This window comes from Streptomyces griseofuscus (assembly GCF_014673495.1).
GTDB classification, from domain to species: Bacteria; Actinomycetota; Actinomycetes; order Streptomycetales; family Streptomycetaceae; genus Streptomyces; species Streptomyces murinus.
Genome location: NZ_CP051006.1, coordinates 7188776 through 7213613 on the forward strand (window position 1 = coordinate 7188776; position 24838 = coordinate 7213613).

Here is a 24838-nt window from a genome sequence, read left to right on the forward strand (position 1 = left end):
TCGTCGAACGCGGCCGGGCAGCCGTCGAGATCTTGGCTGTGCCGGCCCCGGAACAGCGGTGGGTGATCCTCGCCGACCGAGCCGCCTTCGAACACCTGGCCGCCCGCGTCGACTCCGCGTCCGCCGCCTCCATCGAGCGCTCTCGCGGCGGGGGAGGAGCCGGCCGCCGGGCGCCTCACGGCCTTCGCCGAGGCATGCGGGGGTACGGCGGAACGCGCGCGGATACGTCCCCCGGGCCGGCTGCCAGGCATGTCCCGCGTACGTCGCCCGGCTCACGCTCGACGCGTCCCCGGCGGACGTGATCGTGGCCCTGACGGCCAACTACGTCACGCGGGGCGGAACTTGCGCGCGGACCGCCACGGGCCCGCGCGCACTACGGCTTCGACAACGGGGCCGCTGGAAAGGCCTACGGCGCCCCGCTGCTGTGCGCGATGCACGCCACGTCGATACGGTCGGCCAGCTTGGCGAGTTCGATCGTCAGCTCGGCCACCGTGTCCTCGTCCAGCCGCTGTTCGCCGGTCTCGACCAGCCGCAGCCAGCGTCCGCCCACGGTCCGCAACAACTTGCTCACATCGGCGGCGGCCACCTGAAGGGTCCCGCGGTCGTCGACGATCAGAGGCAGAGTCACTTCGCGGTTCACAAAAGAAGATGGTAGCCGCGCATACCTCACGCACTCTGCCAAACCGTGGTGATGTTGCAGAACTCCCGCATTCCGTGCCCGGACAGCTCACGCCCGTACCCCGAGCGCTTCACACCGCCGAAGGGGAACGCCGGATGGGAGGCGGTCATCCCGTTGACGTACACCGCCCCGGCCTCCAGGTCCCGTGCGAACCGCTCGACTTCGCTCTCCTCGCGTGTCCATACATTCGAACTCAGTCCGAACGGCGAGTCGTTGGCGATGAGCAGCGCCTCGTCCAGATCGTCGGCCCGGTACAGCGTGGCGACCGGTCCGAACGCCTCCTCGCGGTGGATGCGCATCTCGCGGGTGATCCCGGCGAGCACGGTCGGCGGGTAGTACCAGCCGGGCCCCTCGGGGCGGCTGCCGCCGCACAGCACCTCGGCCCCGCTGCGCCGCGCGTCGTCGACCAGCTCCTCCAGGTCCGCGCGGCCCTGCTCGCTGGCGAGCGGTCCGACCTCGGTGTCCTCCTCCAGCGGGTCGCCGATCCTGAGCGCCTTCATGCCCGCCACGAACCGTTCGGCGAAGGCGTCGTAGACATCGCGGTGCACGATGAACCGCTTGGCCGCGATGCAGGACTGCCCGTTGTTCTGCACGCGCGCGGTCACCGCGACCTCGGCGGCCCGGTCGACGTCGGCGGAGGGCATGACCACGAACGGGTCACTGCCGCCCAGCTCCAGGACCGTCTTCTTGATCATCTCCCCGGATGTGGCGGCGACCGCGCGCCCGGCGGGCTCGCTGCCGGTGAGGGTGGCCGCCTTGACCCGCTCGTCGCGCAGGATGTCGTCCACCGCGGCTGAGCCGACCAGCAGCGTCTGGAAACAGCCCTCGGTGAAGCCCGCCCGGTGGAACAGGTCCTCCAGATACAGGGCGGTCTGCGGCACGTTGGAGGCGTGCTTGAGCAGACCCACATTGCCCGCCATCAGCGCGGGCGCGGCGAACCGGATCACCTGCCAGAGCGGGAAGTTCCAGGGCATCACCGCGAGCACCGGGCCCAGCGGGCGGTAGCGGACCCGGACCCGGGCCGCCCCGGAGTCGCGGACGTCCGCCTCGGCGGGTTCCTCGTCGGCGAGCAGGGCCTCGGCGTGCTCCGCGTACCAGCGCATGGCCTTGGCGCACTTGGCGGCCTCCGCGCGGGCCTGCTTGACCGGCTTGCCCATCTCGGTGGTCATGACCCTGCCGATCTCCTGCTGGTCCTCCTCCAGCAGGCCGGCGGCCCGGTTCAGCAACCGGGCGCGCTCGGCGAACGGCGTCGTCCGGTACGTGCGGAACGTGGCCTCGGCGAGCTGGAGCCGGCGTTCCAGCTCCTCCTCGCCCATGGCCTCGTACGTCTTGAGCGTCTCGCCGTTCGCCGGGTTGACCGTGGCGATGGGCATGGCTGACCTCCCCTGGAAGCGGGCTGTGCTTCGACCTTCGCGCGCGGCCCGCCGGGGCGCAACGCCAGGTCGCCTGTTCAGCCCGAGTGCTCCGCCAGCCGGTCGAGAAACGCGGCCTGCGCGGTGATGATCACCTCACGGGCCTCCGGCAGGCCGAGCCAGGCCACCCGGTCCAGCTCCGGGAACTCCGTCTGCCGCCCCGAGCGCGGCGGCCACTCCATGGTGAAGGTGCCGGGGCTGAAGCCGGTCAGGTCCGGGTCCCCGGGCAGCGCCCAGGCCGTGACGACCTTGCCGTTGCGCTGTACGACCTCGCCGAGCGGTACGGCCTCCCCGTCGGGCGGCGCCAGGCCCAGCTCCTCCTGGAACTCCCGCCGGGCCGCCTCCCACGAGGGCTCGCCGGCCTCGTACTCGCCCTTGGGGACGGTCCAGGCGCCGGCCTCCTTCTTCGCCCACAGCGGGCCGCCCATATGGCCGAGCAGCACTTCGAGCCCGTCGCCGGTGTGCCGGTACACCAGCAGTCCCGCGCTGCGTTTCGTCGTACGCACCGTCACGGTGTGACCTCCGGGTGGGCGGCGAGCAGGGCCTCCACGGTATCGGCCTCGGCGGGGCTCTTGTCCTCGCGGTAGCGGAGCACGCGGGCGAAGCGCAGGGTGACGCCGGCCGGGTAGCGGGAGGAGCGCTGGAGGCCGTCGTAGGCGATCTCCACGACGAGTTCGGGGCGCACCCGGACCGTCCAGCCGTCGTCCTCGACCGCCAGCCGCAGCAGCCGTTCGGTCTGCCAGGCGAGCAGGGCGTCCGTCAGGCCCTTGAAGGTCTTGCCGAGCATCGCGAAGCCGCCGGCCGCGGTGCGGGCGCCGAGGTGCAGGTTGGACAGTTTGCCGGTGCGTCTGCCGTGGCCCCATTCGGCGGCCAGTACCACCAGGTCGAGGGTGTGCACCGGCTTGACCTTGAGCCAGGCGGCACCGCGGCGGCCCGCGCTGTAGGGGGCGGCCAGCGACTTCACCACCACGCCCTCGTGGCCGCGGGCCAGGGTGTCGGCGAGGAAGCGCTGCGCGGCCGGGATGTCCCCGGGGCCCTCGGCCAGCGTGCGCCTCACCCGCATCGGCTCGGGCACCAGCCGGGCCAGGTGCGCGTGCCGCTCGGCGAAGGGCAGGTCGAGCAGTTCGCGGTCGTCCGCCGCGAGGACGTCGAAGAAGACGGGGGAGACCGGGACCTGTTCGGCCGCCCGCGCCACGTCCGCGCGGGAGCCGACGCGGCCCGCGGTCTCCTGGAAGGACCGGGGCCGCCCGGCCGCGTCGAAGGAGATCACCTCGCCGTCCAGGATGAACCGGTCGCCGCTCAACTCCAGTGCGGCGGCCGTCACTTCGGGGAGCCGGGCGGTGATGTCGTCCAGGGTGCGGGTGTGTACGCGGACCGTGTCGCCGTCCCGGTGCACCTGGACCCGGATGCCGTCCAGCTTCTCCTCCACCGCGCAGGCGCCCAGCTTCTGAACGGCCTCGGCGACGGAGGACGCGCTGTGCGCCAGCATCGGCAGCACGGGCCGGCCGACGGTGAGCCGGAACCGGTCGAGCGCGTCGGGTCCCTCGCCCAGCAGGGCCTCGGCGACGGCCTGGAGCGAGCCGGACAGCATCACCGCCCGGCGTACGTCCCCCGCCGCCGCGCCGGTCGCCCGGGCGAGGCCCTCCACCGCGACGGCGTCCAGGGCGCCCTGGCGTACCTCACCGGAGAGTAGACCGAGGAGGAAGCGCTGCTCGGCCTCGGTGGCGGCGCCCAGCAGCGCGCCGACGAGCCGGGCGCGCTCGGCCTGGGAACCGGGCCCGGACACCCGGCCCAGCTCGGTCAGGGCCGCGTCGACCTCGCGGACGGTGAGCGTGGCCTCGGGAGCCGCCGGTACGTGCCGCCCCAGCACCTTCCAGCCGACCCCGAGCCGCCCCTGCGGCAGCCGCCCCGCGAGATACGGGATGACCACCGGCACATCCTCCGCCTCCGCCTCCCGGAACAACTCGGCGAGCAACGCGATCTTCCGTGACCTGGCCGCCGTCGCCGCCACCTCCCCCGAGACCTCCGCGAGCCGACTGAGCAACATGCCCTCAGCGTGCCGCAGGGCTCCGCCGGACGCGCGGTGTGGCGCGATGGCCTCCGGTCTCGTTGTCCGGCGCGGGTCCGTCGTGGCTGGTCGCGCGGTTCCCCGCGCCCCTGGGGGCGCACCCGTGCGGACCCTCGGATTTGCGGGATTGACAACTGGACGTGCTGAATCTGCAATACCCGTATGAGTACCGAAGACGTCCTGGCCGAGGTGGGACCCCGGCTGCGCCGGATCCGCAAGGAGCGGGAGGTGACGCTGGCCGCGCTCTCCCGGGCCACCGGCATCTCCGCGAGCACGCTGTCCCGCCTGGAGTCCGGCCTGCGCAGAGCCAGCCTGGAGCTGCTGCTGCCGATCGCCCAGGCCCACCAGGTCCCGCTGGACGAACTGGTCGGTGCGCCGCCCGTCGGCGACCCCCGGGTGCGCGCCGAGCCGATGCGGCGCCACGGCCGTACGTTCTGGCCGCTGACCCGCCAGCCCGGCGGCCTCCAGGCGTACAAGGTCCTCGAACCCCGGCGCACGGAGGAACCGGAGCCGCGCAGCCATGAGGGGTACGAGTGGCTGTACGTGCTGTCCGGGCGGCTGCGGCTGGTGCTCGGCGAGCACGATGTGGTGCTGGCGGCCGGGGAGGCGGCCGAGTTCGACACCCGGGTCCCGCACTGGTTCGGGTCCGCGGGGGAGGGTCCGGTGGAGTTTCTGAGCCTGTTCGGGCCCCAAGGAGAGCGGATGCATGTGCGGGCGCGCCCGGCGGCGCGCACATGAGCGTCCAGGGGGGTGTTCCCTGATGGGCAAGCGACCGCTTAGTATGCGGGCGGATCCGGTCGGACGATGCGGTCGCGTGGAGGCCCCGTATGCAGGCATGGCAGGTGCACGAGAACGGCGAGCCGAGTGAGGTGATGCGCCTCACCGAGACCGGGCGGCCCGTCCCGGGCGACGGCCAGGTGCTGCTGCGGGTGCGGGCGGCCAACGTCAACTTCCCCGACGCGCTGCTGTGCCGGGGGCAGTACCAGGTACGGCCGCCGCTGCCGTTCACCCCGGGCGTGGAGATCTGCGGCGAGACCGAGGACGGCCGCCGGGTGCTCGCCACCCCCGCACTGCCCTACGGCGGCTTCGCCGAGTACGCCCTCGCGGACGCCGCCGCCCTGCTGCCCGCGCCGAAGGCGCTGGACGACGCGGAGGCCGCCGCGCTGCACATCGGCTACCAGACCGGCTGGTTCGGGCTGCACCGCCGGGCCCGGCTCGAAGCGGGCGAGACCCTGCTGGTGCATGCCGCGGCCGGTGGCGTCGGCAGCGCGGCCGTACAGCTCGGCAAGGCGGCGGGCGCCACCGTGATCGGCGTGGTCGGCGGCGCCGAGAAGGCGGCGGTCGCCCGGGAGCTGGGCTGCGATCTGGTCGTGGACCGGCGCGCCGAGGACGTCATCGCCACCGTGAAGGCGGCCACCGGCGGGCGCGGCGCGGATGTGATCTACGACCCCGTCGGCGGCGAGGCCTACGCCCAGTCCGCCAAGCTGGTCGCCTTCGAGGGCCGGATCGTGGTCGTCGGCTTCGCCAGCGGCACCATCCCGACCCCGGCGCTCAACCACGCCCTGGTGAAGAACTACGCGGTCCTGGGCCTCCATTGGGGCCTGTACAACACCAAGAACCCCAAGCTGGTCCAGCACTGCCACGAGCAGCTGACCGAGCTGGCCGCGCGCGGCGCGATCAAGCCGCTGGTGAGTGAGCGGGTGCCGCTGGCGGGGGCCGCGGCGGCCGTGCAGAAGGTGGCGGACGGGCGCAGCACCGGCCGGATCGCCGTGACGACGGAGGTGGCCGCGTGAGCGATGCCGGTGAACTGCGCGACCGCACCCGGGAGTTCCTCGCCGCACACCCGCCCGGGCGGACCGAGCGGCTGGACTTCCTGCGCGCCCGCTTCGACGCGGGCCTCGCCTGGGTGCACTACCCCGAGGGGCTGGGCGGCCTCGGCGCGCCACGCTCCCTCCAGGCCGTGGTGGACGCCGAGTTGGAGGCGGCGGGCGCCCCCGACAACGACCCCCGGCGGATCGGTATCGGCCTCGGCATGGCCGCCCCGACGATCCTCCAGTACGGCACCGAGGAGCAGAAGCGCCGGCTGCTGCGGCCCCTGTGGACGGGCGAGGAGGTCTGGTGCCAGCTGTTCAGCGAGCCCGGCGCCGGATCCGACCTGGCCGCGCTCGGCACCCGGGCCGTCCGGGAGGGCGACGACTGGGTGGTCAACGGGCAGAAGGTGTGGACCTCCAGCGCCCATCTCGCCCGCTGGGCCATCCTGATCGCCCGCACCGACCCGGCCGTGCCCAAGCACCAGGGCATCACCTACTTCGTGTGCGACATGACCGACCCCGGTGTCGAGGTCCGGCCGCTGCGGCAGATCACCGGTGAGGCCGAGTTCAACGAGGTGTTCCTCACCGACGTCCGCATCCCCGACAGCCGCCGCCTCGGCGCGGTCGGCGAGGGCTGGCGGGTCGCGCAGACCACGCTCAACAACGAACGCGTCGCCATCGGCGGCATGCGGCTGCCCCGCGAGGGCGGCATGATCGGCCCGGTGGCGAAGACCTGGCGGGAACGCCCTGAGCTGCGCACCCACGATCTGCACCAGCGGCTGCTGAAGCTGTGGGTGGAGGCCGAGGTCGCCCGGCTCACCGGCGAACGCCTGCGCCAGCAGCTCACCGTCGGCCAGCCCGGACCCGAGGGCGCCGGCATGAAGCTCGCCTTCGCCCGCCTCAACCAGGAGATCAGCGGCCTGGAAGTGGAACTCCGGGGCGAAGAGGGCCTGTTGTACGACGACTGGACCATGCGCCGCCCGGAACTGGTGGACTTCACCGGACGGGACGCCGGATACCGCTATCTGCGGGCCAAGGGCAACAGCATCGAGGGCGGGACCAGCGAGGTCCTGCTGAACATCGTCGCCGAACGCGTCCTCGGGCTGCCCGCCGAGTCGCGCACCGACAAGGACGTCGCCTGGAAGGACCTGGCCCGATGACCGACCTGCTGTACTCACAGGAGGAGGACGCGCTGCGGGCGGCCGTACGGGACCTGCTCACCGACCACTGCACTGCGGCCGATGTCGCCGCCCGGGCCGAGTCGGCGGCCCCGCACGACCTCGATCTGTGGAAGTCCCTCGCGCAGAGCATGGGCCTGGCCGGGCTGCTGATCCCCGAGGCGCTCGGGGGTCAGGGCGCGGGCCACCGCGAAGCCGCCGTCGTCCTGGAGGAGTTGGGCCGGGCGGTCGCCCCGGTGCCGTACCTCACCAGCGCGGTCGTGGCCACCGAGGCACTGCTCGGCTGCGGCGACGAGGAACTGCTGGGCAGGCTCGCGACCGGACGCACCATCGGCGTGCTCGCCGTCGGACTGCACCTCGGGCCGGGCACCCCGGTACCGGTCGCACGACTCGAAGACGGCACCCTGCACGGCGAGTTGACCGGCATCGCGGACGCGGCCGTCGCCGATGTGCTGCTCGTCCCGGCCGACGACGGCGGGCTGTACGCCGTGGCCGCCGAGGCCGTCACCCGCACGCCCCAGGTCTCGCTCGACCTCACCCGGCCGCTCGCCACCGTCACCCTCGACGGGGCGTCCGGCCGCCGCCTCGGTGACGCCGAGCCCGCCGTACGACGTGCCCTGCGGGTCGCCGCAGGACTGCTCGCCTCCGAGCAACTGGGGCTCGCCGACTGGGCGTTGACGGAGACGGTGCGATACCTCAAGGAGCGCAAGCAGTTCAACCGGCCGGTCGGCGGGTTCCAGGCGCTCAAGCACCGGCTCGCCCAGCTGTGGCTGGAGGTGGTGAACCTGCGGGCCGCCGCGCGCGCCGCCGCCGACGCCCTGGCCACCGGCGCGGACACCGACATCACGGTGGCCGTCGCCCAGGCGTACGCCGCCCCCGTCGCCGTCCGCGCCGCCGAGGAGGCGCTTCAGCTGCACGGCGGGATCGGCATGACCTGGGAGCACCCCGTGCACCTGTGCCTGAAGCGGGCCAAGGCCGACTCCCTCGCCTACGGCACCGCGGGCCGCCACCGCGAGGCCCTGGCCGAACTGGTCGATCTGCGGGCCCCTTAGAGCAGCGGTAGGGCGGTAACACCTGAAACATCACACGATCGGAGGACATGTCAGCTGCCCGGCGGAACCCTCCGCTACGCCACACTTGCGGCCGACGCCGCTCATGGGCGTGGCGGAGGAGGTTCCCGATGGCGATTTCCATCTCTGTGGTGCTGCTGCTCCTGATCCTGGCCGTGATCTTCATGCGCAACGGTTCGCTGAAGGTCTCCCACGGACTGGTGTGCGTGATGCTCGGCTTCTATCTGGCGTGTTCGAGCATGGCGCCGACCATCCACAACGGGCTCGACGCGACGGCCGCCCTGGTGAGCAGCCTGCGGCCCTGAGCCGGGTCAGCCCGTGGCGAAGACGCCGACCCCGTTCGCCACGGGCCGCTCGGCGCCGCCGCTGGGATGGTTGCGGACCGTCACGGCGGCCGCCCCGGCGCCCCGGGTGACCATCTCGGAGGATCCGCCGCCGTCCAGGTTGAACGCGTCGGTGGCGCCCAACGAGCGCATGGCGGCGGCCTCTTCGGCGACCGTCAGACCGGACCGGTAGGCGACGGCGCCGTCCAGGGCCAGGATCAGCAGCCGTCGCCCGCCGTCGTCGAGGCCCACCACGGTGCGCACCGCCGAGGTGGTGTCGTTCAGCCCGGCGAGCGGCGCGCCGTCGCGCAGCACCGGGAAGCCGCCGAGCGCGAAGACGTAGGCGACCCTGGAGGCCGCCGCGACCAGCCGGTGGGTCACGGACACCGCGTCCCCGACGGCGAGTTCACGCAGTCGCCGGGCGCCCTCCTCGCGGCCCAGCAGGACCGTGGTGCCCACCGGGATCGCGCCGCTGCCCGGGGCGCCTGCGACGGAGACCACCCGGCCGCCGCGCACCGTCACCTCGTACGTCTCGGCGCCGCACCCCGCCCCCCGGTCCGTGTCGGTGCCGCACACCGCGCGCCCGCGCGAGGCGCTGCCCCACGCGGAGGTGTAGGCGCCGATCGAATTCTGCGGCAGCGCGTACTGGTTGAGGCCCTTCAGCGGCAGGCTGCCCGCCGGGGTGCGGACCGAGCCGGTCAGGGTGAGGCGGTCCAGGCGGGCCCGGTGGTCGGTGCCCACGCCGAGGACGTCCTCGGTGTCCGTACCCGGAGGCAGCGCGGGTCCGAAGCGCTGGCCGTCCGGCACCGCGGCCTTGAGCACCCGGCCGTTCGCCACGGCAGGGCCGACGCTCGCCCCGGTGGGGTCCACGCCCGGGTGCTGGCTCTCGGTGATGTCGAAGAAGTCCCCGTTGACGCCCGCGACCGCCCTGGCCGCGTTCGCCATCTTGGAGACCGTGGCACGGGCGGCCACCGCGCCCGGGTGCAGCAGATCGACGCGCACCCGTGGATCGCCGAGGTCGACCGTGAGCAGATGGGCGTGCGTGGTGCCCGCGGCCGCGGGGAGGTCGAACTGCCGGTAGGTGACGCCCGGCGCGATGGTGGTGCCCGCCGGAACGGCACCGGCCGGCGCCGCCCCCGCGAGGGCCGCGCCGGCCAGTACGCCGAACGCCGTGACAACCGTGAGAACCGCTCTGCCCGCTGCCGAACGCCTGCGACGTCTGGTCACCGTGCCCCCTGATGTCTCGTCAACTGTCCCTGCTTCCAGGGGCAGTGCAGCAGACCGGGGCGGCCGGCGGGCGGACTAGGCGTCGACTACGCGAGAACGGGTGAGAAAACGCACCCCCTCGGGTGCCTCCAGAGAGAATCCGCTGCCCCGGCCCGGGACGACGTCCACGATGAGCCGGGTATGACTCCAGACCTCGTACTGGCTGCGCGACATCCAGAAGGTGACCGGCTCCGCCACGCCCGACACGTCCAGTTCGGCGAGCAGCACGTCCGAGCCGCCGGTGCGGAACTCGCCGTCCGGGTAGCACATGGGCGCGCTGCCGTCGCAGCAGCCGCCGGACTGATGGAACATCAGCGGCCCGTGCTGGGCGCGCAGCCGGCGCACCAGTTCCTGGGCGCGCTCGGTCAGCTGTACGCGCGGGACTTCCTCTTCCATGGCACCGTCCTGGAAACCGGGGCGTCCGACCCGGCCCAGTCTCACGGATGCTCAGGGCGCCGTCCAGAGCGCGCGCCGGTACGCATCAGCAGCGCGTAGGCGACGGCGGACACCACGAGGCCCGCCGGGAGGGCGAGGTCCACCCCGCCGAGGGCGGTGGCCAGCGGGCCGGTGTAGACCGTGTCGACGCACAGCGCGGAGGCGGCCACGCCCAGGCAGAGGGCCAGCGCGCCACGCCAGTTGACGCCACCGGTGAACCAGAAGGGCCCGGCCGGGCTCTCGTCGGCGAGCGTCGGGCCGTCGTACCGGTTGCGGCGCAGCACGATGTCGACGGCGTACACGGCCGTACTGGGACCGAGCAGCACCACGGTCAGCTGGAGCACATCGCCGACCGTGTCCAGGAAGTTCGAGACCAGCAGCGCGTACAGGGTGAGCGAGACGGACACCGTGCCGTCGATCAGGACGCTGACCTGGCGGCGGATGCGCAGGCCGACGGCCTGGAGGGCGAGACCCGCGCTGTAGGCGGTCAGCGCGTTCAGGGCGATGGTGCCGAGGACCAGCGCGAGCAGGAAGACCGGCCGGAACCAGGCGGCCAGCAGCGGCTGGAGGGAGGATTCCGGGTCGTTCATGTCGACGGCGGTCGCGGCACACGCGCCGAGCCCGCACACCAGCACCCCGGGCAGGAACCCGCCGAACGCCGTCCAGCCGGCCACCGCCCGCGCCGGGGTGGCGCGCGGCAGATAGCGGGAGAAGTCGGCGCTGGTGGTGTACGACAGGGGGCCCGAGGCGATCAGGGCGACACCCGCGAGGACCGTCGCCCACAGCGCGTGGCCGCTCAGCGGACGCTCCGGGACGTACCCGAAGTCCGTGTGCCGCAGCACCGCGACGGCGAGGACCGCGAACACGGCCGTCAGGGCGAGGGTGATCGGCGGATAGAGACGGACGATGGCGGCATGGCCGTAGACGCTGATGGCGAGGGTGAGCGCGGCGATGAGCACCACCACGAGCGCCTTCACCGTCGTGTTCACCGGCAGCCCGGTGTCGCCCACCAGGGAGAAGGCGGCGGTGGCCGCGGCGGCCAGGTTGAGCGCGAAGTAGCAGACGGAGATCAGCCAGCCGGTCACCGCGTTGTTGACCCGGTTGCCGCGCACCCCGTACAGCGTCCGCGTGATGACCTCGCTCGGCGCGCCCGCCGCCGGACCTGGCACCGCGAGCAGCCCGGTGAGCAGCCAGAACAGATTGCCCACGACGATCACCGCGAGCGCCTGCCACAGGCTCAGGCCCATCAGCACCAGCGCCCCGCCGATCACCAGGCTCAGGTAGTTGACGTTGGCGGCGGCCCACACCGAGAACAACTCCCTTGGTCTGCCCCGGCGTTCGGAGTCCGGTATGTGGTCGATGCCGTGCGACTCCACTCCGCCGGAGCCCCGGGACGCGGGGACGGCCTCCTCGGCGGACAGGGTCCGCGCATCGGGACTCGGGTCGGGGAGCGTGGACGCCATGGGGCCCTCCGTAAGCGGCGGTGAGGGAGGCAGGTCGCTTATTGGGCGGGCGACCAGTTGCTTATTGGTCGGTCACTCAATAGCATCGCCGTCATGTCGTCAAGCGTTCAGCGCAAACGAATCCGCAAGGACCCGGCGGCCCGGCGGGCCGAGATCGTGGACACGGCCGCCGCGATCGCCCTGGCCGAGGGCCTCGAATGCATCACCCTGCGCCGGATCGCCGAGGAACTGGCGGTGCGGCCCGGGCTGATCAGCCACTACTTCCCCTCGGCCGAGGAACTGGTGGCGGAGGCGTTCGGCAGCGCGGCCACCGGGGAACTGGACCGCCTGCTGCCCGCCGGGCCGCACGACGAGCGCCCCGTCGAGCGGCTGGCCCGCTTCCTCGACCACACCTCGGGGGAGACGTACGACGCGATCAGCCGGCTCTGGCTCAACGCCCGCCACCTCAGCCGCTACCGGCCCCCCCTGCGCGACCGGGTCGCCCTCCAGGAGGCCGACTGGCGCGGCCGCCTCGAAGGGCTGATCCAGGACGGTGTGGCCGCCGGTGAGTTCCGTACCGAGGACCCGCTCGCGGTCGCGCTCCAGATCCTTGTCGTCCTCGACGGGCTCAGCGCCGACGTCAACACCGTCGGCCCGGAAGTCCCGGCCGCGGTGCACCGGATGGCGCATCGCACGGCCGAGCGTGAACTCGGCCTGGGGGAAGGAGCGTTGGAGCGGGGTGCGGCCGCGGGCTGACGTCCCCCGCCTGCCCTGATGCCCGATGCCCGATGCCTGATCTCCGATGCCCGAAGTTCTGAAGTCCGAAGTTTGAAGGAGTCCCCGTGCCCGCCGACCTCGTCCTGCTCTCCGCCCGGCTGCTCGACCCGGCCACCGGTGGTCTCCTGCCGCACACCGCGCTCGCCGCGCGGGACGGGCGCATCGTGCTGCTCGGCGACGACCGGGAGGCCCGCGCGCTCGCCGGACCCCGCAGCACCGTGCTGGACCTGCGCGGCGCGGTGATCGTGCCGGGTCTGACCGACGGGCATCTGCACCCGGTCTCCGGCGCCGAGCGCACCATGGGCGTCGACCTCTCCGGCTGCCGCGACCTGGCCGCCGTACGGGACGCGCTCGCCGGGGCCGCGCGGGACCTGCCGCCGGGCGCCTGGCTGCGCGGCTGGGGCCTCGACCCCAACGCCTTCGGCAGCGCCCCGGTCGGGCACGCGGCCCTCGCCCCCGTCCTCGACGGCGTGCCCGCCCTCCTCGACCTCTTCGACGGCCACTCGCTGCTCGCCAGCGAACGCGCCCTGGAACTGGCGGGCATCGACGGGCCCCGCACTTTCGCCCAGGGCTCGGAGATCGTGTGCGACGCCGAGGGCCGGCCCACCGGACTGCTCCTGGAGGACGCCGCCTGCGAGGCCGCCGAGGCCGCCGCGCCCAAGCCGACCGAGGCGCAGATACGGGCACGGACCGCCGAGGTGCTGCACGCCATGGCCGCGGCCGGTCTCACCGGCGGGCACGCCATGGACGGCACCGGCCTCGATGTCTACGCCGCCCTGGAGGCCGAGGACGCGCTGCCCCTGCGGCTGCGGGTCCACCCCTGGTGCCGCCCGGAGACCGACGACGACGCGCTCGCCGAACTGGTCCGGCTCCAGGGCACCGGCGGCGCGCTGTGGCGGGTGACCGGCGTGAAGCTGTTCATGGACGGCACCGTCGACAACGGCACCGCCTGGCTGGAGGACCCCGACCGGCACGGCGAGTCCACGCGCGCCTTCTGGCCCGACCCGCTGCGCTACACCCGGGTGATCGGCGCCCTGCACCGCGCCGGGGTGCCCACCGCCACCCATGCCATCGGCGACGCGGCCGTACGGCATGTGCTGGACTCCGTGGAGAAGGCGCGGGCCGAGCACCCGAGCGGCCCGCGGCACCGCGTCGAGCACATCGAGACCGTGCCGGACGACACCGTACGGCGGTTCGCGCCGCTCGGGGTCGCCGCGTCCATGCAGCCCACGCACTGCTGCGAGTTCACCCGCGCCGACCACACCGACAACTGGTCGCGGCGGCTCGGCGAGGAGCGGGCGGGGCGCGCGTTCCGCTGCCGTGACCTGTGGGCCACCGGGGCGACGGTGGTGCTCGGCTCCGACTGGCCCATCGCGCCGTACCCGCCGCTCCAGGTCATGGCCGGCGCCCGGCACCGCCGCCCCGCCGACCTCTCCCTGCCGCCGCACGGCCCCGAGCAGGCGCTCACCGGGCTCCAGGCGCTGCGGGCGATGACCATGAACGCCGCCTGGGTCGCGGGGGAGGAGGAGCACGCGGGGCGGCTCGCCGTCGGGTATCGCGCCGACCTCACGGTGCTCGCGGAGGACCCTCTGGCCGTGGCCGACACCGAGCTGGCGGGGGTGCCGGTGGTGCTCACGGTGGTGGCGGGGCGGGTGAGGCATCGGGGGGTGGGGGTGTAGGGCATCGGGGAGCGGGGCTTCAGGGGTCCGGCGGCCTCGGGCTTCGGGGGCCTCGGGGGCTTTGCGGGGTGCCCGCTCAGCGGTCGTGGTGCCCGGACTGGTCGCGCCGCTCCGGCTCGTCGCGGGGTGCCGGCTCGGCGTCCCCCTCCGGCCCCTCCGCCCCGGCGTGCCCTTCCAGTTCCGGCGAGGCCCGCCGCTGCCGTCGCCTCCTGCGGGCCTCCACCAGCAGCGGCAGCATGGACAGCACGACGACCGCAGCGACCAGCAGCAACAGATAGTCGTCCACCGCGGGGACCGAGGCGCCGAGGGTGAACCCCGCCAGGACCAGGGCCTGCGACCAGAGCACCCCGCCCACCGTCTGCCAGAGGGTGAACGGCCGGGCGGGCACCCCGAGCGCCCCCGCCACCGGATGCAGCACCGTGCGCAGCAGCGGCACGAACCGGCCGATCACCAGCGCCTTGCCGTAGCCGTACCGGGCCAGCAGATCCTCGGCGCGGGCCGCCGCGCCCTTCACCCGGCGGCTCGAGGTGTGCGCGAGCAGTGCCCGGCCGCCGTGCCGTCCGATCAGATAGCCGACCTGGCCCCCCGCCACCGCGCCGATCGCCGCGCACAGCAGGACCTGCCACAGCGCGAGCCGCGCCGGCTGCTCGGCGGTGCCCGCGCACAGCACTCCGGCCGGGAAAAGCAGCGTGTCCCCGGGCAGGAAGAAGCCGAAGACCAGCAGCCCCGACTCCGCGAAGATCACCGCCAGCACCCCGAGCGCGCCGAAGGCGGCCAGCACCGAGGCGCTGTCCAACGGGTTGACGGCGATCACCGGCCGCGCCTCCTGGCCTCCTCGCAGGGCTCCACGCTCACCAGCATCCTGCGCGGGGAGGGCATGCGCGCGCGTGGAAGACATGTGCGAAGGCACAGGCCGGGGCGGACCGACATCCCCCGGTCACCCGTCGTACACCCCACCGAGGCAGCGTGTCCCCATGACGCACCGCCCGATCTCCTCCGTCGACACGCTGATGGGCCTGCTGGCCGGGTGCGCCGGCGTCTGGGACACCCCGGACCGCTCCGGCGACCCGGTGGACATCCTCGACCACGGCCTCCAGGTCGCCGCGCTGCTGGCCGCGAGCCGCCCCGACGACGAGGAGGCGCAGGCGGCCGGGCTGGTCCATGACATCGGCCATCACCTGGTGCCCGGCGACGAGGCCGGACACGGCACCCACGCCGCGACCGCGGTGGAGGGCCTGCTCGGGCCCCGTGTCGCCCGCCTGGTCGCCCTGCACATTCCGGCCAAGCGCTACCTCGCCGCCACCGAACCGGGGCTCGCGCTGTCCCCGGAGAGCGCCCGCACCCTCGGCTGCCAGGGCGGCCCCATGAGCCCGGCGGAGGCGGCGGCCTTCGCGGCCGGCCCGGACTTCGCGGCGGCTCTCGCGCTGCGCCGCGCCGACGACGCCGGAAAGGTCGTCGGCCTGCGGGTACGGCCCCCGGAGAGCTGGCGGCCGGTCCTGGAGCGCGTCGCCGCGAGCCATGCTCGGGCGGGGTCCGGCAGATGCTGATGTGCCCATGGTGGGACTGTGGGGGCGTCCCCCTTTAAGGTGAGTCCTGTGGTGGATTGGTTTCAGCCGTTTCGCCAGTCGACGGTCGACGCCGTCGAACACGGCCCCGGCACCGGCCCCGGCACCCCTGCCCCGGAAGAGGCCCCCGTGCCCGCGGGCCCGGCCGAGCTGCGCGCGGTGGCGGCCGCGATCGGCACGACCCTCGACGAGGACACGACCTGCGCGGAGCTGACCCGCGCCGCCGTCGCCCAGGTGGGCGGCGCCGCGGCCGTGCTGCGCTGGGGCCGCGAGGCGGGCGTCGGCTACGAGGCGGTCGGCGGGAACCCGGCCCTGCTGCCCGCGGCCCGGCGGGTCGCCGCGGCCGCCCGGGTCGCCGCCGACCCGGACGAGGACCTGACCGTCGCCGCCGAACCCGGCGACGAGCGCACCGCGCTCTGCGTACCGCTGGCCACCGGCGGCCGCCACTACGGCGTGCTGGTCTGCGCCCGCGACAGCGCGTCCTACACCGCGCCCGAGGCGGAGTTCCTGCGCTTCCTCACCGAACGCGCCGCCTCCCACATCCGGCACGCCCGCGAGCACGACGCGGTCAGCAGCATCATCGGCAAGCTCCAGCGCGCCCTGCTGGCCGAGCCCGGCCGCCCGCACCCGAACCTGGACGTCGCCATCCGCTATCTGCCCGTCGGACACAGCGCGCTGGTCGGCGGGGACTGGTGCGAGACCGTACGACTGCACTTCGGCCGCACCCTGCTGGTCGTCGGCGACGTCATGGGGCACGGCCTGGAGGCCGCCGTCGACATGACCGCCTACCGTTCCTCGCTGCGCTACATCGCCTCCGCCGACCTGCCCCCGCACCGGGTGCTGCGCCAGCTGGACGACATGGCCTCCGACGAGCCCGAACGCAGGCCCGCCACCTGCCTGCTCGCGCAGATCGACCCCAACCGGGGCCTGGTGACGCTGGCCAGCGCCGGGCATCTGCCGCCGTTCGTGATCGACGCGGACGGCCGGGCCACCCCGCTGCCGGTGCCGGTCGGACCGCCGCTCGGCACCGGGCTGGGCGGCTATGAGCCGGCCACCTTCCGGATGGCGCCGGGGCAGACCCTGATCCTGTTCACCGACGGTCTTGTCGAGCGGCGCGGCGAGGACATCGACCGCTCCCTGGACCGGCTCGGCGCCATCGACTTCGGGACCTCGCCGGGTCTCGACGACATCCTCGACACCGTTGTCACCCGGCTCGACGCCCGCAACACCGAGGACGACGTGGCCGCCCTGGCCGCCCGGCTGCGGCCGCGGTCGGGACCGCAGCCGGGCTGAGACCCTGAACTCCGCCGCTCTCGGGCGAAGTTCAGCTCCGCTGGAAGAACTCCACCTCCGCGAGGGCGACATGACGGCCCGGCGCCAGCCCCGTGACCGAGTGCAGCACCAGGCGCACCCGCACCACGTCGCTGATCCCGGTGGGTATCGTCTGGTGACCCGCCTTGTCGCTCAGCGAGAGGGACTCGCGGTGCACCGTGCCGTCCGAGGACGTGACCTCCATGTCCATCTGGAGCGCACGGGCCTCGGTCGCGTACTGCTGCGGCGCGTCCGAGGCGCCGTTGGTGATGATGAGATCCACCATCCGGAACGGCTTGCCGAAGGTGTACGTCACCGAGGCACCAGGACCCGGCGCGCCCCAATACCGGTTGCTGAGGCCGTCCGTGGTGTTCGACGCCGGATGACCGGGCACGGCCGCGCTCGCCGTGACCTTCGTCGCGGTGATGGCCTTGCTGCCGCCGAGCTTGTCCCGGGTGTCCTCGAACAGGGCGCGCCCTGCGGGCAGCAGCAGGAACCCGCCCACGCACAGCGCGATCACCACCAGCAGGATCACCAGCACTCGCACCCACCGACCGGACCCGGCCCGCACCCGGCGCCGGAACGGCCAGATCGTCCGCCACCACGGCAGCGGCGCGGGGGCCGCCTGCGGGTTCAGCGGGGTGGCACAGCGGCGGCAGAACTTGCGCCCCGGCGGATTCGGCGTCCCGCACGCGGGGCACGGCGGTCCGACCACCTCCTCCCGCTGCTCCACCGGCCGCACCACGGGCCGCTGCGCGACCGGCTTCCCGGGCAGCACCGGAGCGGGCTGCCGGGCCTCCGCCTCGGCGGGCTCGGGCGCGCGGGGCGCCCGAGGGGCCGGGGACGCGGGCGGCGTCCGGGGCGGCGGAGAGGCGGGGCGCGCGGGAGGGGGCGACGGGGAGACGGGGCGCGCGGGGGTGGATGGTGGAGAGGTGGGGCGCGGGGGAGTGGGCGGTGGGGTGGGAGAGGCGGACGGGGTGGGAGCGGTGCGTGGTTCCGGGGTGGCAGGGGATGCCGTGGAGGCAGCGGCTGTGGGAGGGGTCGGCGGCGCGGGTGGGGTGCGCGGAGACGGGGGCGCCGCGGGCTCCGGGGGCGTGGTGGAAGCTCCGGACTCGCCGGACCCGCCGGACGCGGTGGGTGCCGTACGGGGGACCGGCGGAGCCTGGACGGGCCGGGCGTCGGTGCCGGTACGCGTCGTACGGCGTTCCTCCGCAGGCCCGGCCGTACGCGAGTCCTCCGCCGGGGGCCGGGTGGCGGCGCTCGGCGGCCCCGAACTGCCCTCGGCCGAGACGGAATCCGTCGCCGGGAGGGCTGAACTCGCTTCAGTCTCCGGAGCGTCGACCTCCTCCGGCGTCCGTGGACTCGCCGCGGCGGGCCTCTCCGAGGACCACCCCAGATACGCACCGCAGTTGCCGCAGAAGTCGTCGTCGGGGCCGTTGGACGCCCCGCACGTGGGACAGGCGCGCATGGCGTCACCTCCCTTCGTCGGCGGGCGGTCCGGACAGGATCTCGACCCGGCAGGGGACATGGACGGGGCTGTGGGCGCGGACGATCTCACGGACGCGGTCCGCGTCCACCACCGGCTCCCGGCCCGGCCACACCCGGACCAGCACCTCGCCGGACGGCGCAGGCGGCAGCGGGGTGCCCGGGGTCCGGGACCACACCGCGCCGCCGTCGCCCAGGACATCGGCCTCCACCCCGAGGGTGAGCCGCAGCCGCTCGACGAGACCGCGCCGGGTGCCGCGCCAGCGGTGCAGCTCCACCGCCCGTACCACCGCCTCGCGGCGCAGCGCCTCCGGCCACTGCTCGTCGTCGGCGGCACCCACCCACGAGGCCAGCCAGGCCACGAAGTCGGCCGGGGCGACCCGCGGGTCGAGATAGGCGGACAGATTGTCCAGGGTGGAGAACACGGGGGCGAGAACGGTGTCCAGGCCCGCGGTGAACCGCTGCGCGAAGTCGTCGTCGGCGTACAGCGCGGGCAGCAGCCCGCCGATCGGATGCCGGCTCGGCAGACCGGGAACGGCGGCACGGCTCATGTGCGGGCCTCCGGCTCGATGGGCTGCACGACGACCTGGTGCTGGTAGGAGAAGATCAGCGCGCCAGGACCGACGTCGATACGGTCCACCGGCGCGCCGCGCCGCCCGGTGATCGGGTCGGCGGCGAACAGCCGGATCTCCTCCACCAGCGCGTTGCCGGTGGCCCGTTGGAGCACCCCGAACACCTCGCCGTACTGCACCGGACGCCCGAACGGCCACCCGGTGCCGTCCGGGCCGCCGCGCAGCGGATTGAGATAGCGGAACAGGGCGGCGAGCGCCGCGTCCCGCACCCGGTCGGTGTCGGCGGGCGCGGTCGCGAGCCGGGCGACCACGGTGACGCCCTGGTAGACCGGCGGCTCCACCACCAACCGGGTGCCGATCAGACGCCGTTCGTCCAGGCTCTCGGTGATCGCGGCCAGCACCTGGTCCGAGGGGATCAGTTGCTCGAAACGGAGCCGGTCGTCACCCTCGTCGGCGACCGCGTCCGGCACCACAAGGACCCGCACCGCCCCCGCACCGCCGTCCCCGGCGGGCAGACAGCGCACCCGGCGCACCGAGGGCGCCGCCTGCCGGGCGATGATCTCGTGGTCCTCGGCGGTGACCGCCCGCTCCTGCATGCGCAGCGCGTCCGGGGCGCGCAGCTTGGCGTTGGCGACGGTCTCCCCGTCCACGCCCCCGCGCGCCGCCTCCCGGTTGACGACCCGCGCGATGTACGGCACCGAGCTGCGCAGCACCGAGATCGCGCCCCGGGCCACATTGCCGGCCGGGCCGCCGCCGGTGCGATAACGGGACACCCGGATGTGGGCGCCCTTCTCCGGCACCGCGCCGCACAGCCGCAGCGTGCCGTCCGGTTCGCGCAGCGCCGGCGGGAAGCTGAACTCGCCGGTGGTGGCGTCCACCCGGACATGCCGGTCGCCGGGGCCCGAGCGCCCGAAGTGCTCGACCACCTCCCAGCGCTGCCAGCCGTCGGCCGAGGAGACCTCCACCAGCGGCGGCCCGCCGTCCAGCAGCACGGGCGGTCGGCCGAGCCGGAACGTCTGGCCCGCGACCCCCTCCGAGGTGCCGAGCGGGACATCCGTGACGGTCTCGGCGTGCTCGACCGGGGTGGTGCCGCCGACCGTGAACACCGTCGCCTCGCGCACCGTCGGCGACTCCGAGTAGAACGGCTGGCCCGGCTCCGCCTCGGTGACCCGGCAGCGCAGCCAGCCCGCCCGGGTACCCCCGATCACGGACGCCGTGTGCTCGCCGGGCACGTACACGATCACCTCGCCGGGCCGGTTCAGACCGCCGGTGGTGTCCGAGCCGGTCTCGCACGGCCGCCAGCGGCCGCCGTCCCACGCCTCCCAGACCAGCGGCGGCTGACGCGGGTCCACGCCGACGCCCTCCACCCGGCTGTCCAGCCGTACCGCCACGATGCACCGGGGCACCGCCGTGGGCAGCCCGAACAGCAGCGCGTCACCCGGCTGCGGGGCCGCCTGGAAGCAGCGCACATCACGGCCCTCGGCGAGCTCCCGGGTCCTGTCGGTCTGCTCACCGCCCCGGGGCGCGGCCACCAGCCGGGTCAACTCGCTCGGCACGATGCGCAGTTCGTCCTTGGTGGCGAACACCACGGGCTCTTCCGCCTCGCCGTCCGCGGTGGTCACCTCGGTGCCCGCGGGCAGTGTCACCGCGTCCTGCTGCGGCGCCGACAGCCAGAAGTCGACCTCGGCCCCGGCCGCGGCGGGCGGGAACAGCCGGATGCCCAACAGGTCGAGGAACGCCGTGTAGTTCTTGTCCGGCACCCGGTTCAGCCGGTACAGCAGCTGGTCCACGATGTACGCGAACGTCTCGATCAGCGTCACGCCCGGGTCGGAGACGTTGTGATCGGTCCACTCCGGGGCGCGCTGCTGCACATAGCGCTTCGCCTCGTCGACGAGCTGCTGGAAGCGCCGGTCGTCCAGATTGGGGGAGGGCAGGGCCATCAGTCCGCGACCGCTTCCTCGGCCCCCTCCTCGGAGGGGATCGTGTAGAAGGGAAACACCAGGTTGCGCCGGTCGTTGGTGGAACGGATCGTGTAGCGCACATCGATGTAGAGGGTGCCGTCGTCGACGGCGTCGAAGGCGACGACCACCTCGTCCACGCCGATCCGCGGCTCCCAGCGCTCCAGCGCCTCGCGCACCTGCTGGGCGATCCGGCCCGCGGTGGCACCGTCGCCGGGCGCGAAGACGTAGTCGTGGATGCCGCAGCCGAACTCGGGCCGCATCGGCCGCTCACCGGGCGCGGTGCCGAGGACCAGCCGGATGGCCTCCTCGATCTCCCGCTCCCGCTCCACCAGCGCGATACCGCCGGTCGGGCCGACCCGCAGCGGGAACGCCCAGCCCCGGCCGATGAACCGCTCGCTCATCACAGGCCCCCGATCTGCACGTTCAGGGCACCGAGCAGGATGTTCGCGCCGCACGCGGACTTGTCGCCCGCGCGGGCGGCCGGCAGCCCGCCGATCAGGACCAGTCCGGAGGTCAGCGAGGCCGGGTTGGGCACGATGACATTGCCGGGGCCGAGGGCCGCGTGCGGGGGGACGGGGCAGGTGTGCAGGCTGCCCACCACGGCGGCGGGCTTGCCGCCGATCAGTACCCGGGCCACCGTCGCGGCGGCGCCGGGCGGCGGGGTGGCGACCACCCCGCCGTGGCTGGTGGAATCGCCGGTACGGGCTGCGCCGGGCATGTGGGGCTCCTCCTGGGAAGTGTCTGGGGCTGGCGGTTCAGTTGATGCGGACGAGGTCGGCCTTCAGCACCCCCAGCAGACCGCCGTCGAGCGTGAGATCGGTCTGCCCGGAGACGGTCGCCGAACGTCCGGACATCTTCACCGAGTTGGTGCCGTCGATGTCCACGGAGGCGCCCTTCACACTGACCTTGCCGGTGCCCGCGTCGAGGGTGATGCCGTGCTCGTCCAGACGCACCGAGGTGAGCGCCCGGCGCCCGCCGGCCGCGTACACGGTCAGCGTGATCCGGTCGTTGCGGTCGTCGAGCATCACCTCCATGCGCTCGTCCCCGGTGCGCAGCCGTACCCCGGAGGGGCCCGAGCGCGGGTCCAGCAGCTCCACCCGGTGTCCCGAACGGGACACGACGGAACGGCGGTTGACCTTGCCGCTGGTCCCGTCGATCAGCGGCACATCGTGCTTGGACGGGGTGTCCACGCCGTTGTACAGGCCGCCGATGACGTACGGGCTGTCCAGCAGGCCCTGTTCGAAGCCGACCAGCACCTCGTCGTTGACCTCGGGGCTGACCACGCCACCGCCGCCCTTGCCGCCCCACTGCACCGTGCGCACCCAGTCGGACACATAAGTGTCGTCCAGCCAGGGGAACTTGAGTCGCACCGCGCCGCTCTGCGCGCCGCCCGGCTCCCGCACGTCCGTCACCACGCCGATGGCGAGGCCCGGGATGCGCGGGCCCCGGCCGGGCGCGTTGGCACCGGTGGCCAGGCCCGCGAGGGACCGGTCCGGGCTGGCGCTGACCCACACCGTGGTCCGGTAGCCGCCGTGCGGATCCAGGCTGTGGTGCACGGCGGTCGCCGTGTACCGGCCGGAGAAGGCGGGCCCGACATTGCCGAGCGCCACCGGCACCCCGGCCCGCAGCCGCGGACTGCCCTCCACCACCACTTCCAACTCACCGAACGCGGAAGCCACTTGCGCGGAGATCGCCGTCGCGGCCGCCGTCGTCTCGGCCTGCGTACGGTAGGGGGTGTCGGTCACCGTCAGCTTGGCGCTCGCCCCGAACGTGGACGCCAGCGACGGGGACAGCCCCGGCTGCACCGTCGTGCTGGTCACCGAGGGCTGCCGGGCCACCAGGGGCGTCTTGGTGGTGACGTCCCAGCCGCGCACCTCCACCTGGGACGCGCCGTCCGCGCCGGACAGGGCGGCCCGCAGCGCCAGCAGATTGCGCCCGTACTCCAGCACCATCGGGCTCTGCGTCGCCGGGGTCGACGGCGCGGGCGCCCCCGATGCCGGCTCGGGCCGGGTGAACTGGAGCACCCCCTTGTCGTCCACCCGCACCTGCGCACCGCTCTCGCCCGCCAGATACTGGAGGAAGTCCCAGTCGGAGACGTTGGCCTGCGACAGCTGCTTGTAGGTGACCGGCGCGGCCTCCACCTTCCCCACCGGCAGCCCCGCCCCCGCGGCCACCTTGCGCACGATGGCGGCGGCCGTCATGTTCCGGTACGCCACCACCTTCCGGCCGCGCTGGAGCCGGTGCGCCTTGGAGTAGGCCCGCACCACCGTGAACGAACCGGTGCCGTCCCGGTCGATCTCCACCGCCGTGACCTCGCCGTTGAACAACTGCTCGCGCGCCTGCCCGGCGACCGTCACCACCGACACCTTCAGCGGGGTGCCGAGCGTGATGCCGGTCGACTTCAGGAACTCGTTGTCGGGGTCGCGATAGGTGAGCACCGCCGTGTCCGGCAGCCCCACGTTCTCGTCCACCACACAACTCACCAGCTGCGCCGCCCAGATCTGCGGCAGCTCACCGGGCGCCTCCACGACGGGGTCCGCCGCGAACGACCGGCCGCCCCGCGCCTCGGGTGTCGTCACCGCTCCTCCTCACCGCCCGCGTCCCCGAGCGCCGGCACCACCAGTTCGGTGCCGGGCGGCAGGTCCATCGGGTCGTCGATCCCGTTCGCCTCGGCGATCACCCGCCAGGCCGTTGCGTCGCCATACTCCCGCCAGGCCAGCAGCGCCAGACTGTCCCCGGCCACGATCGTGTGCGTGCTGCGGGCGGTGCGCGCGCCCGAGGTGGGGTTCTGCCCCGCCGGGTCGACGCTCGCCTCCTCCACGGAGAGCGAACAGGTCGCCCGCAGCGGCTTGCCGTCCACGTCGAACAGCGTGTACGTCACCGAGAGCCCGGACATCACCCCGTCGAAGGAGGTGGTGCGGGCCGTACCCCACTCGAACCGCACCCAGGGGCTCGCGGGCTTCTTGCGGGCGAGGCTCGCCGGTGTCGGCACGCAGGCCTTCATCAGCTTCTCCACCGCCTGCTCGACCGAGTCGTCGTGCGTCGACGTCGCGTCGAGGAAGACGTCCAGGCTCAGCTCCCGGGGCCCGCTGCCGACGAATTCCGGCAGCGCCGACTGCCCGGCCATCCGGGAGGGGGTGCGCCGCCAGGTGGTGGACTTGCGCAGTTGCAGGGTGGACGGGTTGAACTGGAGATCGAGCTGCGCGATGGTCCCGCCGGGCTTCGCGCCGACCGCCGAAGGGGGTTCCTTCAGGGTCAGTTGGGCCCGGGCACGGCTGGTGCGGGCGGCGGAGGACATACCGGGAACTCCTTTCGTACGGATCGAGGTGAGCGGGCGGGTACCGGTCGCGGGGTCAGGAGGGGCGCAGGCCCTCGTGGGCGATCTCCAGTGTCTCCAGCGCTGCCTGCGAGTTGGCCGGGTCGAAGGACGGGCCCTCCCAGCGCACCGGCACGATGCCCAGCACCTGCCAGCTGATGATCCGCGACAGATCCGGTTTCAGCGCCACGATCTCCCCGTCCTTGGGCTCCACCCGGCGCAGCGTCTGGTCGAGCCAGCGGCTGATCTTCATCGTGTCGGCGGTGACCGGCCTGGTCAGCGTGATGTTGGACCAGGTGACCCGGCCCGGCAGCTGCCAGGTGAAGCCGTTGTTGCCGCCCTCCGCGTAACTCTCCATCTCCACCTGCGCGCCCATGCCCGAGCACGTGTGGAAGGCACCCAGATCGTTGCCGCCGATCTGGAGCCGGAAGAACACGCTCGTCGCGAAGATGTTGTCCGTCATCCGTGGGCCATCCGTTCCATGTCCG

At 73.8% G+C, this 24838-nt stretch carries 25 protein-coding genes; 9 read left to right on the forward strand and 16 right to left on the reverse strand.

Annotated features, from left to right (window positions below; all coding sequences use genetic code 11):
* Positions 1-406 precede the first annotated feature (406 nt).
* The 4 genes from HEP81_RS32835 to HEP81_RS32850 form a co-directional block, all read right to left on the reverse strand.
* A complete protein-coding gene (locus HEP81_RS32835) occupies positions 407-640 on the reverse strand; it encodes a DUF6213 family protein (protein WP_037658862.1) in 234 nt (77 codons plus the stop codon).
* A gap of 26 nt (positions 641-666) precedes the next feature.
* On the reverse strand, positions 667-2052 hold the full coding sequence (locus HEP81_RS32840) for an NADP-dependent succinic semialdehyde dehydrogenase (RefSeq protein WP_037658863.1): 1386 nt from the start codon (positions 2050-2052) through the stop codon (positions 667-669).
* Between the two features lie 77 nt (positions 2053-2129).
* Positions 2130-2603, reverse strand: a complete 474-nt coding sequence (locus tag HEP81_RS32845; RefSeq protein WP_037658865.1) for an NUDIX hydrolase — start codon at positions 2601-2603, stop codon at positions 2130-2132.
* The gene (locus tag HEP81_RS32850; RefSeq protein ID WP_037658866.1) at positions 2600-4138 is read right to left on the reverse strand and encodes an ATP-dependent DNA ligase; all 1539 of its coding nucleotides are present in this window, start codon (positions 4136-4138) and stop codon (positions 2600-2602) included. The genes HEP81_RS32845 and HEP81_RS32850 overlap by 4 nt, the downstream gene beginning before the upstream one ends.
* A gap of 183 nt (positions 4139-4321) precedes the next feature.
* Here HEP81_RS32850 and HEP81_RS32855 point away from each other — a divergent pair, with 183 nt between their 5' ends.
* The 5 genes from HEP81_RS32855 to HEP81_RS32875 all read left to right on the forward strand — a co-directional run bounded on the left by HEP81_RS32855 (position 4322) and on the right by HEP81_RS32875 (position 8523).
* Positions 4322-4897: a helix-turn-helix domain-containing protein gene (locus HEP81_RS32855; RefSeq protein WP_037658867.1), complete on the forward strand. Its 576-nt coding sequence runs from the start codon at positions 4322-4324 to the stop codon at positions 4895-4897.
* An 89-nt stretch (positions 4898-4986) separates the two neighbouring features.
* Positions 4987-5952: an NADPH:quinone oxidoreductase family protein gene (locus tag HEP81_RS32860; RefSeq protein WP_037658869.1), complete on the forward strand. Its 966-nt coding sequence runs from the start codon at positions 4987-4989 to the stop codon at positions 5950-5952.
* A complete protein-coding gene (locus HEP81_RS32865) occupies positions 5949-7130 on the forward strand; it encodes an acyl-CoA dehydrogenase family protein (RefSeq protein ID WP_037658870.1) in 1182 nt (393 codons plus the stop codon). Before HEP81_RS32860 ends, HEP81_RS32865 begins: the two co-directional genes overlap by 4 nt.
* Positions 7127-8200 carry an acyl-CoA dehydrogenase family protein gene (locus tag HEP81_RS32870; RefSeq protein ID WP_037658871.1) on the forward strand — a complete coding sequence of 358 codons (1074 nt, stop codon included), beginning with the start codon at positions 7127-7129 and terminating at the stop codon, positions 8198-8200. Before HEP81_RS32865 ends, HEP81_RS32870 begins: the two co-directional genes overlap by 4 nt.
* Before the next feature lie 128 nt (positions 8201-8328).
* Positions 8329-8523 (forward strand): hypothetical protein, encoded by a 195-nt coding sequence (locus HEP81_RS32875; RefSeq protein ID WP_037658873.1) that lies wholly within the window; start codon positions 8329-8331, stop codon positions 8521-8523.
* A 6-nt stretch (positions 8524-8529) separates the two neighbouring features.
* Here HEP81_RS32875 and HEP81_RS32880 read toward each other — a convergent pair whose 3' ends face one another.
* The 3 genes from HEP81_RS32880 to HEP81_RS32890 form a co-directional block, all read right to left on the reverse strand.
* Positions 8530-9768: a phosphodiester glycosidase family protein gene (locus HEP81_RS32880; protein ID WP_078967519.1), complete on the reverse strand. Its 1239-nt coding sequence runs from the start codon at positions 9766-9768 to the stop codon at positions 8530-8532.
* Between the two features lie 75 nt (positions 9769-9843).
* Positions 9844-10203, reverse strand: a complete 360-nt coding sequence (locus HEP81_RS32885; RefSeq protein ID WP_037658874.1) for a DUF779 domain-containing protein — start codon at positions 10201-10203, stop codon at positions 9844-9846.
* A gap of 41 nt (positions 10204-10244) precedes the next feature.
* A complete protein-coding gene (locus HEP81_RS32890) occupies positions 10245-11705 on the reverse strand; it encodes a purine-cytosine permease family protein (RefSeq protein ID WP_037658877.1) in 1461 nt (486 codons plus the stop codon).
* 93 nt (positions 11706-11798) lie between these two features.
* Between HEP81_RS32890 and HEP81_RS32895 the strand changes: the two genes are divergently transcribed.
* On the forward strand, positions 11799-12440 hold the full coding sequence (locus HEP81_RS32895; RefSeq protein ID WP_037658879.1) for a TetR/AcrR family transcriptional regulator: 642 nt from the start codon (positions 11799-11801) through the stop codon (positions 12438-12440).
* Between the two features lie 86 nt (positions 12441-12526).
* A complete protein-coding gene (locus HEP81_RS32900) occupies positions 12527-14140 on the forward strand; it encodes an amidohydrolase (RefSeq protein ID WP_037658881.1) in 1614 nt (537 codons plus the stop codon).
* 76 nt (positions 14141-14216) lie between these two features.
* Here HEP81_RS32900 and HEP81_RS32905 read toward each other — a convergent pair whose 3' ends face one another.
* On the reverse strand, positions 14217-14954 hold the full coding sequence (locus tag HEP81_RS32905) for a DedA family protein (protein WP_051850358.1): 738 nt from the start codon (positions 14952-14954) through the stop codon (positions 14217-14219).
* 160 nt (positions 14955-15114) lie between these two features.
* On the opposite strand from HEP81_RS32905, the gene HEP81_RS32910 reads away from it, so the two are divergent.
* Positions 15115-15687 (forward strand): HD domain-containing protein, encoded by a 573-nt coding sequence (locus tag HEP81_RS32910; protein WP_037658883.1) that lies wholly within the window; start codon positions 15115-15117, stop codon positions 15685-15687.
* Between the two features lie 48 nt (positions 15688-15735).
* Complete coding sequence (locus HEP81_RS32915; protein WP_106979984.1) at positions 15736-16998, forward strand: PP2C family protein-serine/threonine phosphatase; 1263 nt, start codon at positions 15736-15738, stop codon at positions 16996-16998.
* Positions 16999-17029: 31 nt separating this feature from the next.
* Here the strand turns inward: HEP81_RS32915 and HEP81_RS41725 are convergent, their stop codons facing one another.
* The 8 genes from HEP81_RS41725 to HEP81_RS32955 form a co-directional block, all read right to left on the reverse strand.
* Positions 17030-17794: an NADase-type glycan-binding domain-containing protein gene (locus HEP81_RS41725; RefSeq protein ID WP_037658888.1), complete on the reverse strand. Its 765-nt coding sequence runs from the start codon at positions 17792-17794 to the stop codon at positions 17030-17032.
* Positions 17795-18488: 694 nt separating this feature from the next.
* The gene (locus HEP81_RS32925; RefSeq protein ID WP_037662794.1) at positions 18489-19052 is read right to left on the reverse strand and encodes a phage tail protein; all 564 of its coding nucleotides are present in this window, start codon (positions 19050-19052) and stop codon (positions 18489-18491) included.
* Positions 19049-21013, reverse strand: coding sequence for a putative baseplate assembly protein (locus HEP81_RS32930; RefSeq protein ID WP_037662790.1), 1965 nt, complete (start codon positions 21011-21013; stop codon positions 19049-19051). The genes HEP81_RS32925 and HEP81_RS32930 overlap by 4 nt, the downstream gene beginning before the upstream one ends.
* A complete protein-coding gene (locus tag HEP81_RS32935; RefSeq protein WP_037662788.1) occupies positions 21013-21435 on the reverse strand; it encodes a GPW/gp25 family protein in 423 nt (140 codons plus the stop codon). Before HEP81_RS32935 ends, HEP81_RS32930 begins: the two co-directional genes overlap by 1 nt.
* Entirely contained in the window at positions 21435-21752 is a 318-nt protein-coding gene (locus tag HEP81_RS32940) for a PAAR domain-containing protein (protein ID WP_037662786.1), read from the reverse strand. The genes HEP81_RS32935 and HEP81_RS32940 overlap by 1 nt, the downstream gene beginning before the upstream one ends.
* 37 nt (positions 21753-21789) lie before the next feature.
* Positions 21790-23613 (reverse strand): VgrG-related protein, encoded by a 1824-nt coding sequence (locus HEP81_RS32945; protein WP_037662784.1) that lies wholly within the window; start codon positions 23611-23613, stop codon positions 21790-21792.
* Positions 23610-24332, reverse strand: a complete 723-nt coding sequence (locus HEP81_RS32950; RefSeq protein WP_037662783.1) for a CIS tube protein — start codon at positions 24330-24332, stop codon at positions 23610-23612. Before HEP81_RS32950 ends, HEP81_RS32945 begins: the two co-directional genes overlap by 4 nt.
* A 55-nt stretch (positions 24333-24387) precedes the next feature.
* Positions 24388-24813: a phage tail protein gene (locus HEP81_RS32955; protein ID WP_037662782.1), complete on the reverse strand. Its 426-nt coding sequence runs from the start codon at positions 24811-24813 to the stop codon at positions 24388-24390.
* Positions 24814-24838 lie beyond the last annotated feature (25 nt).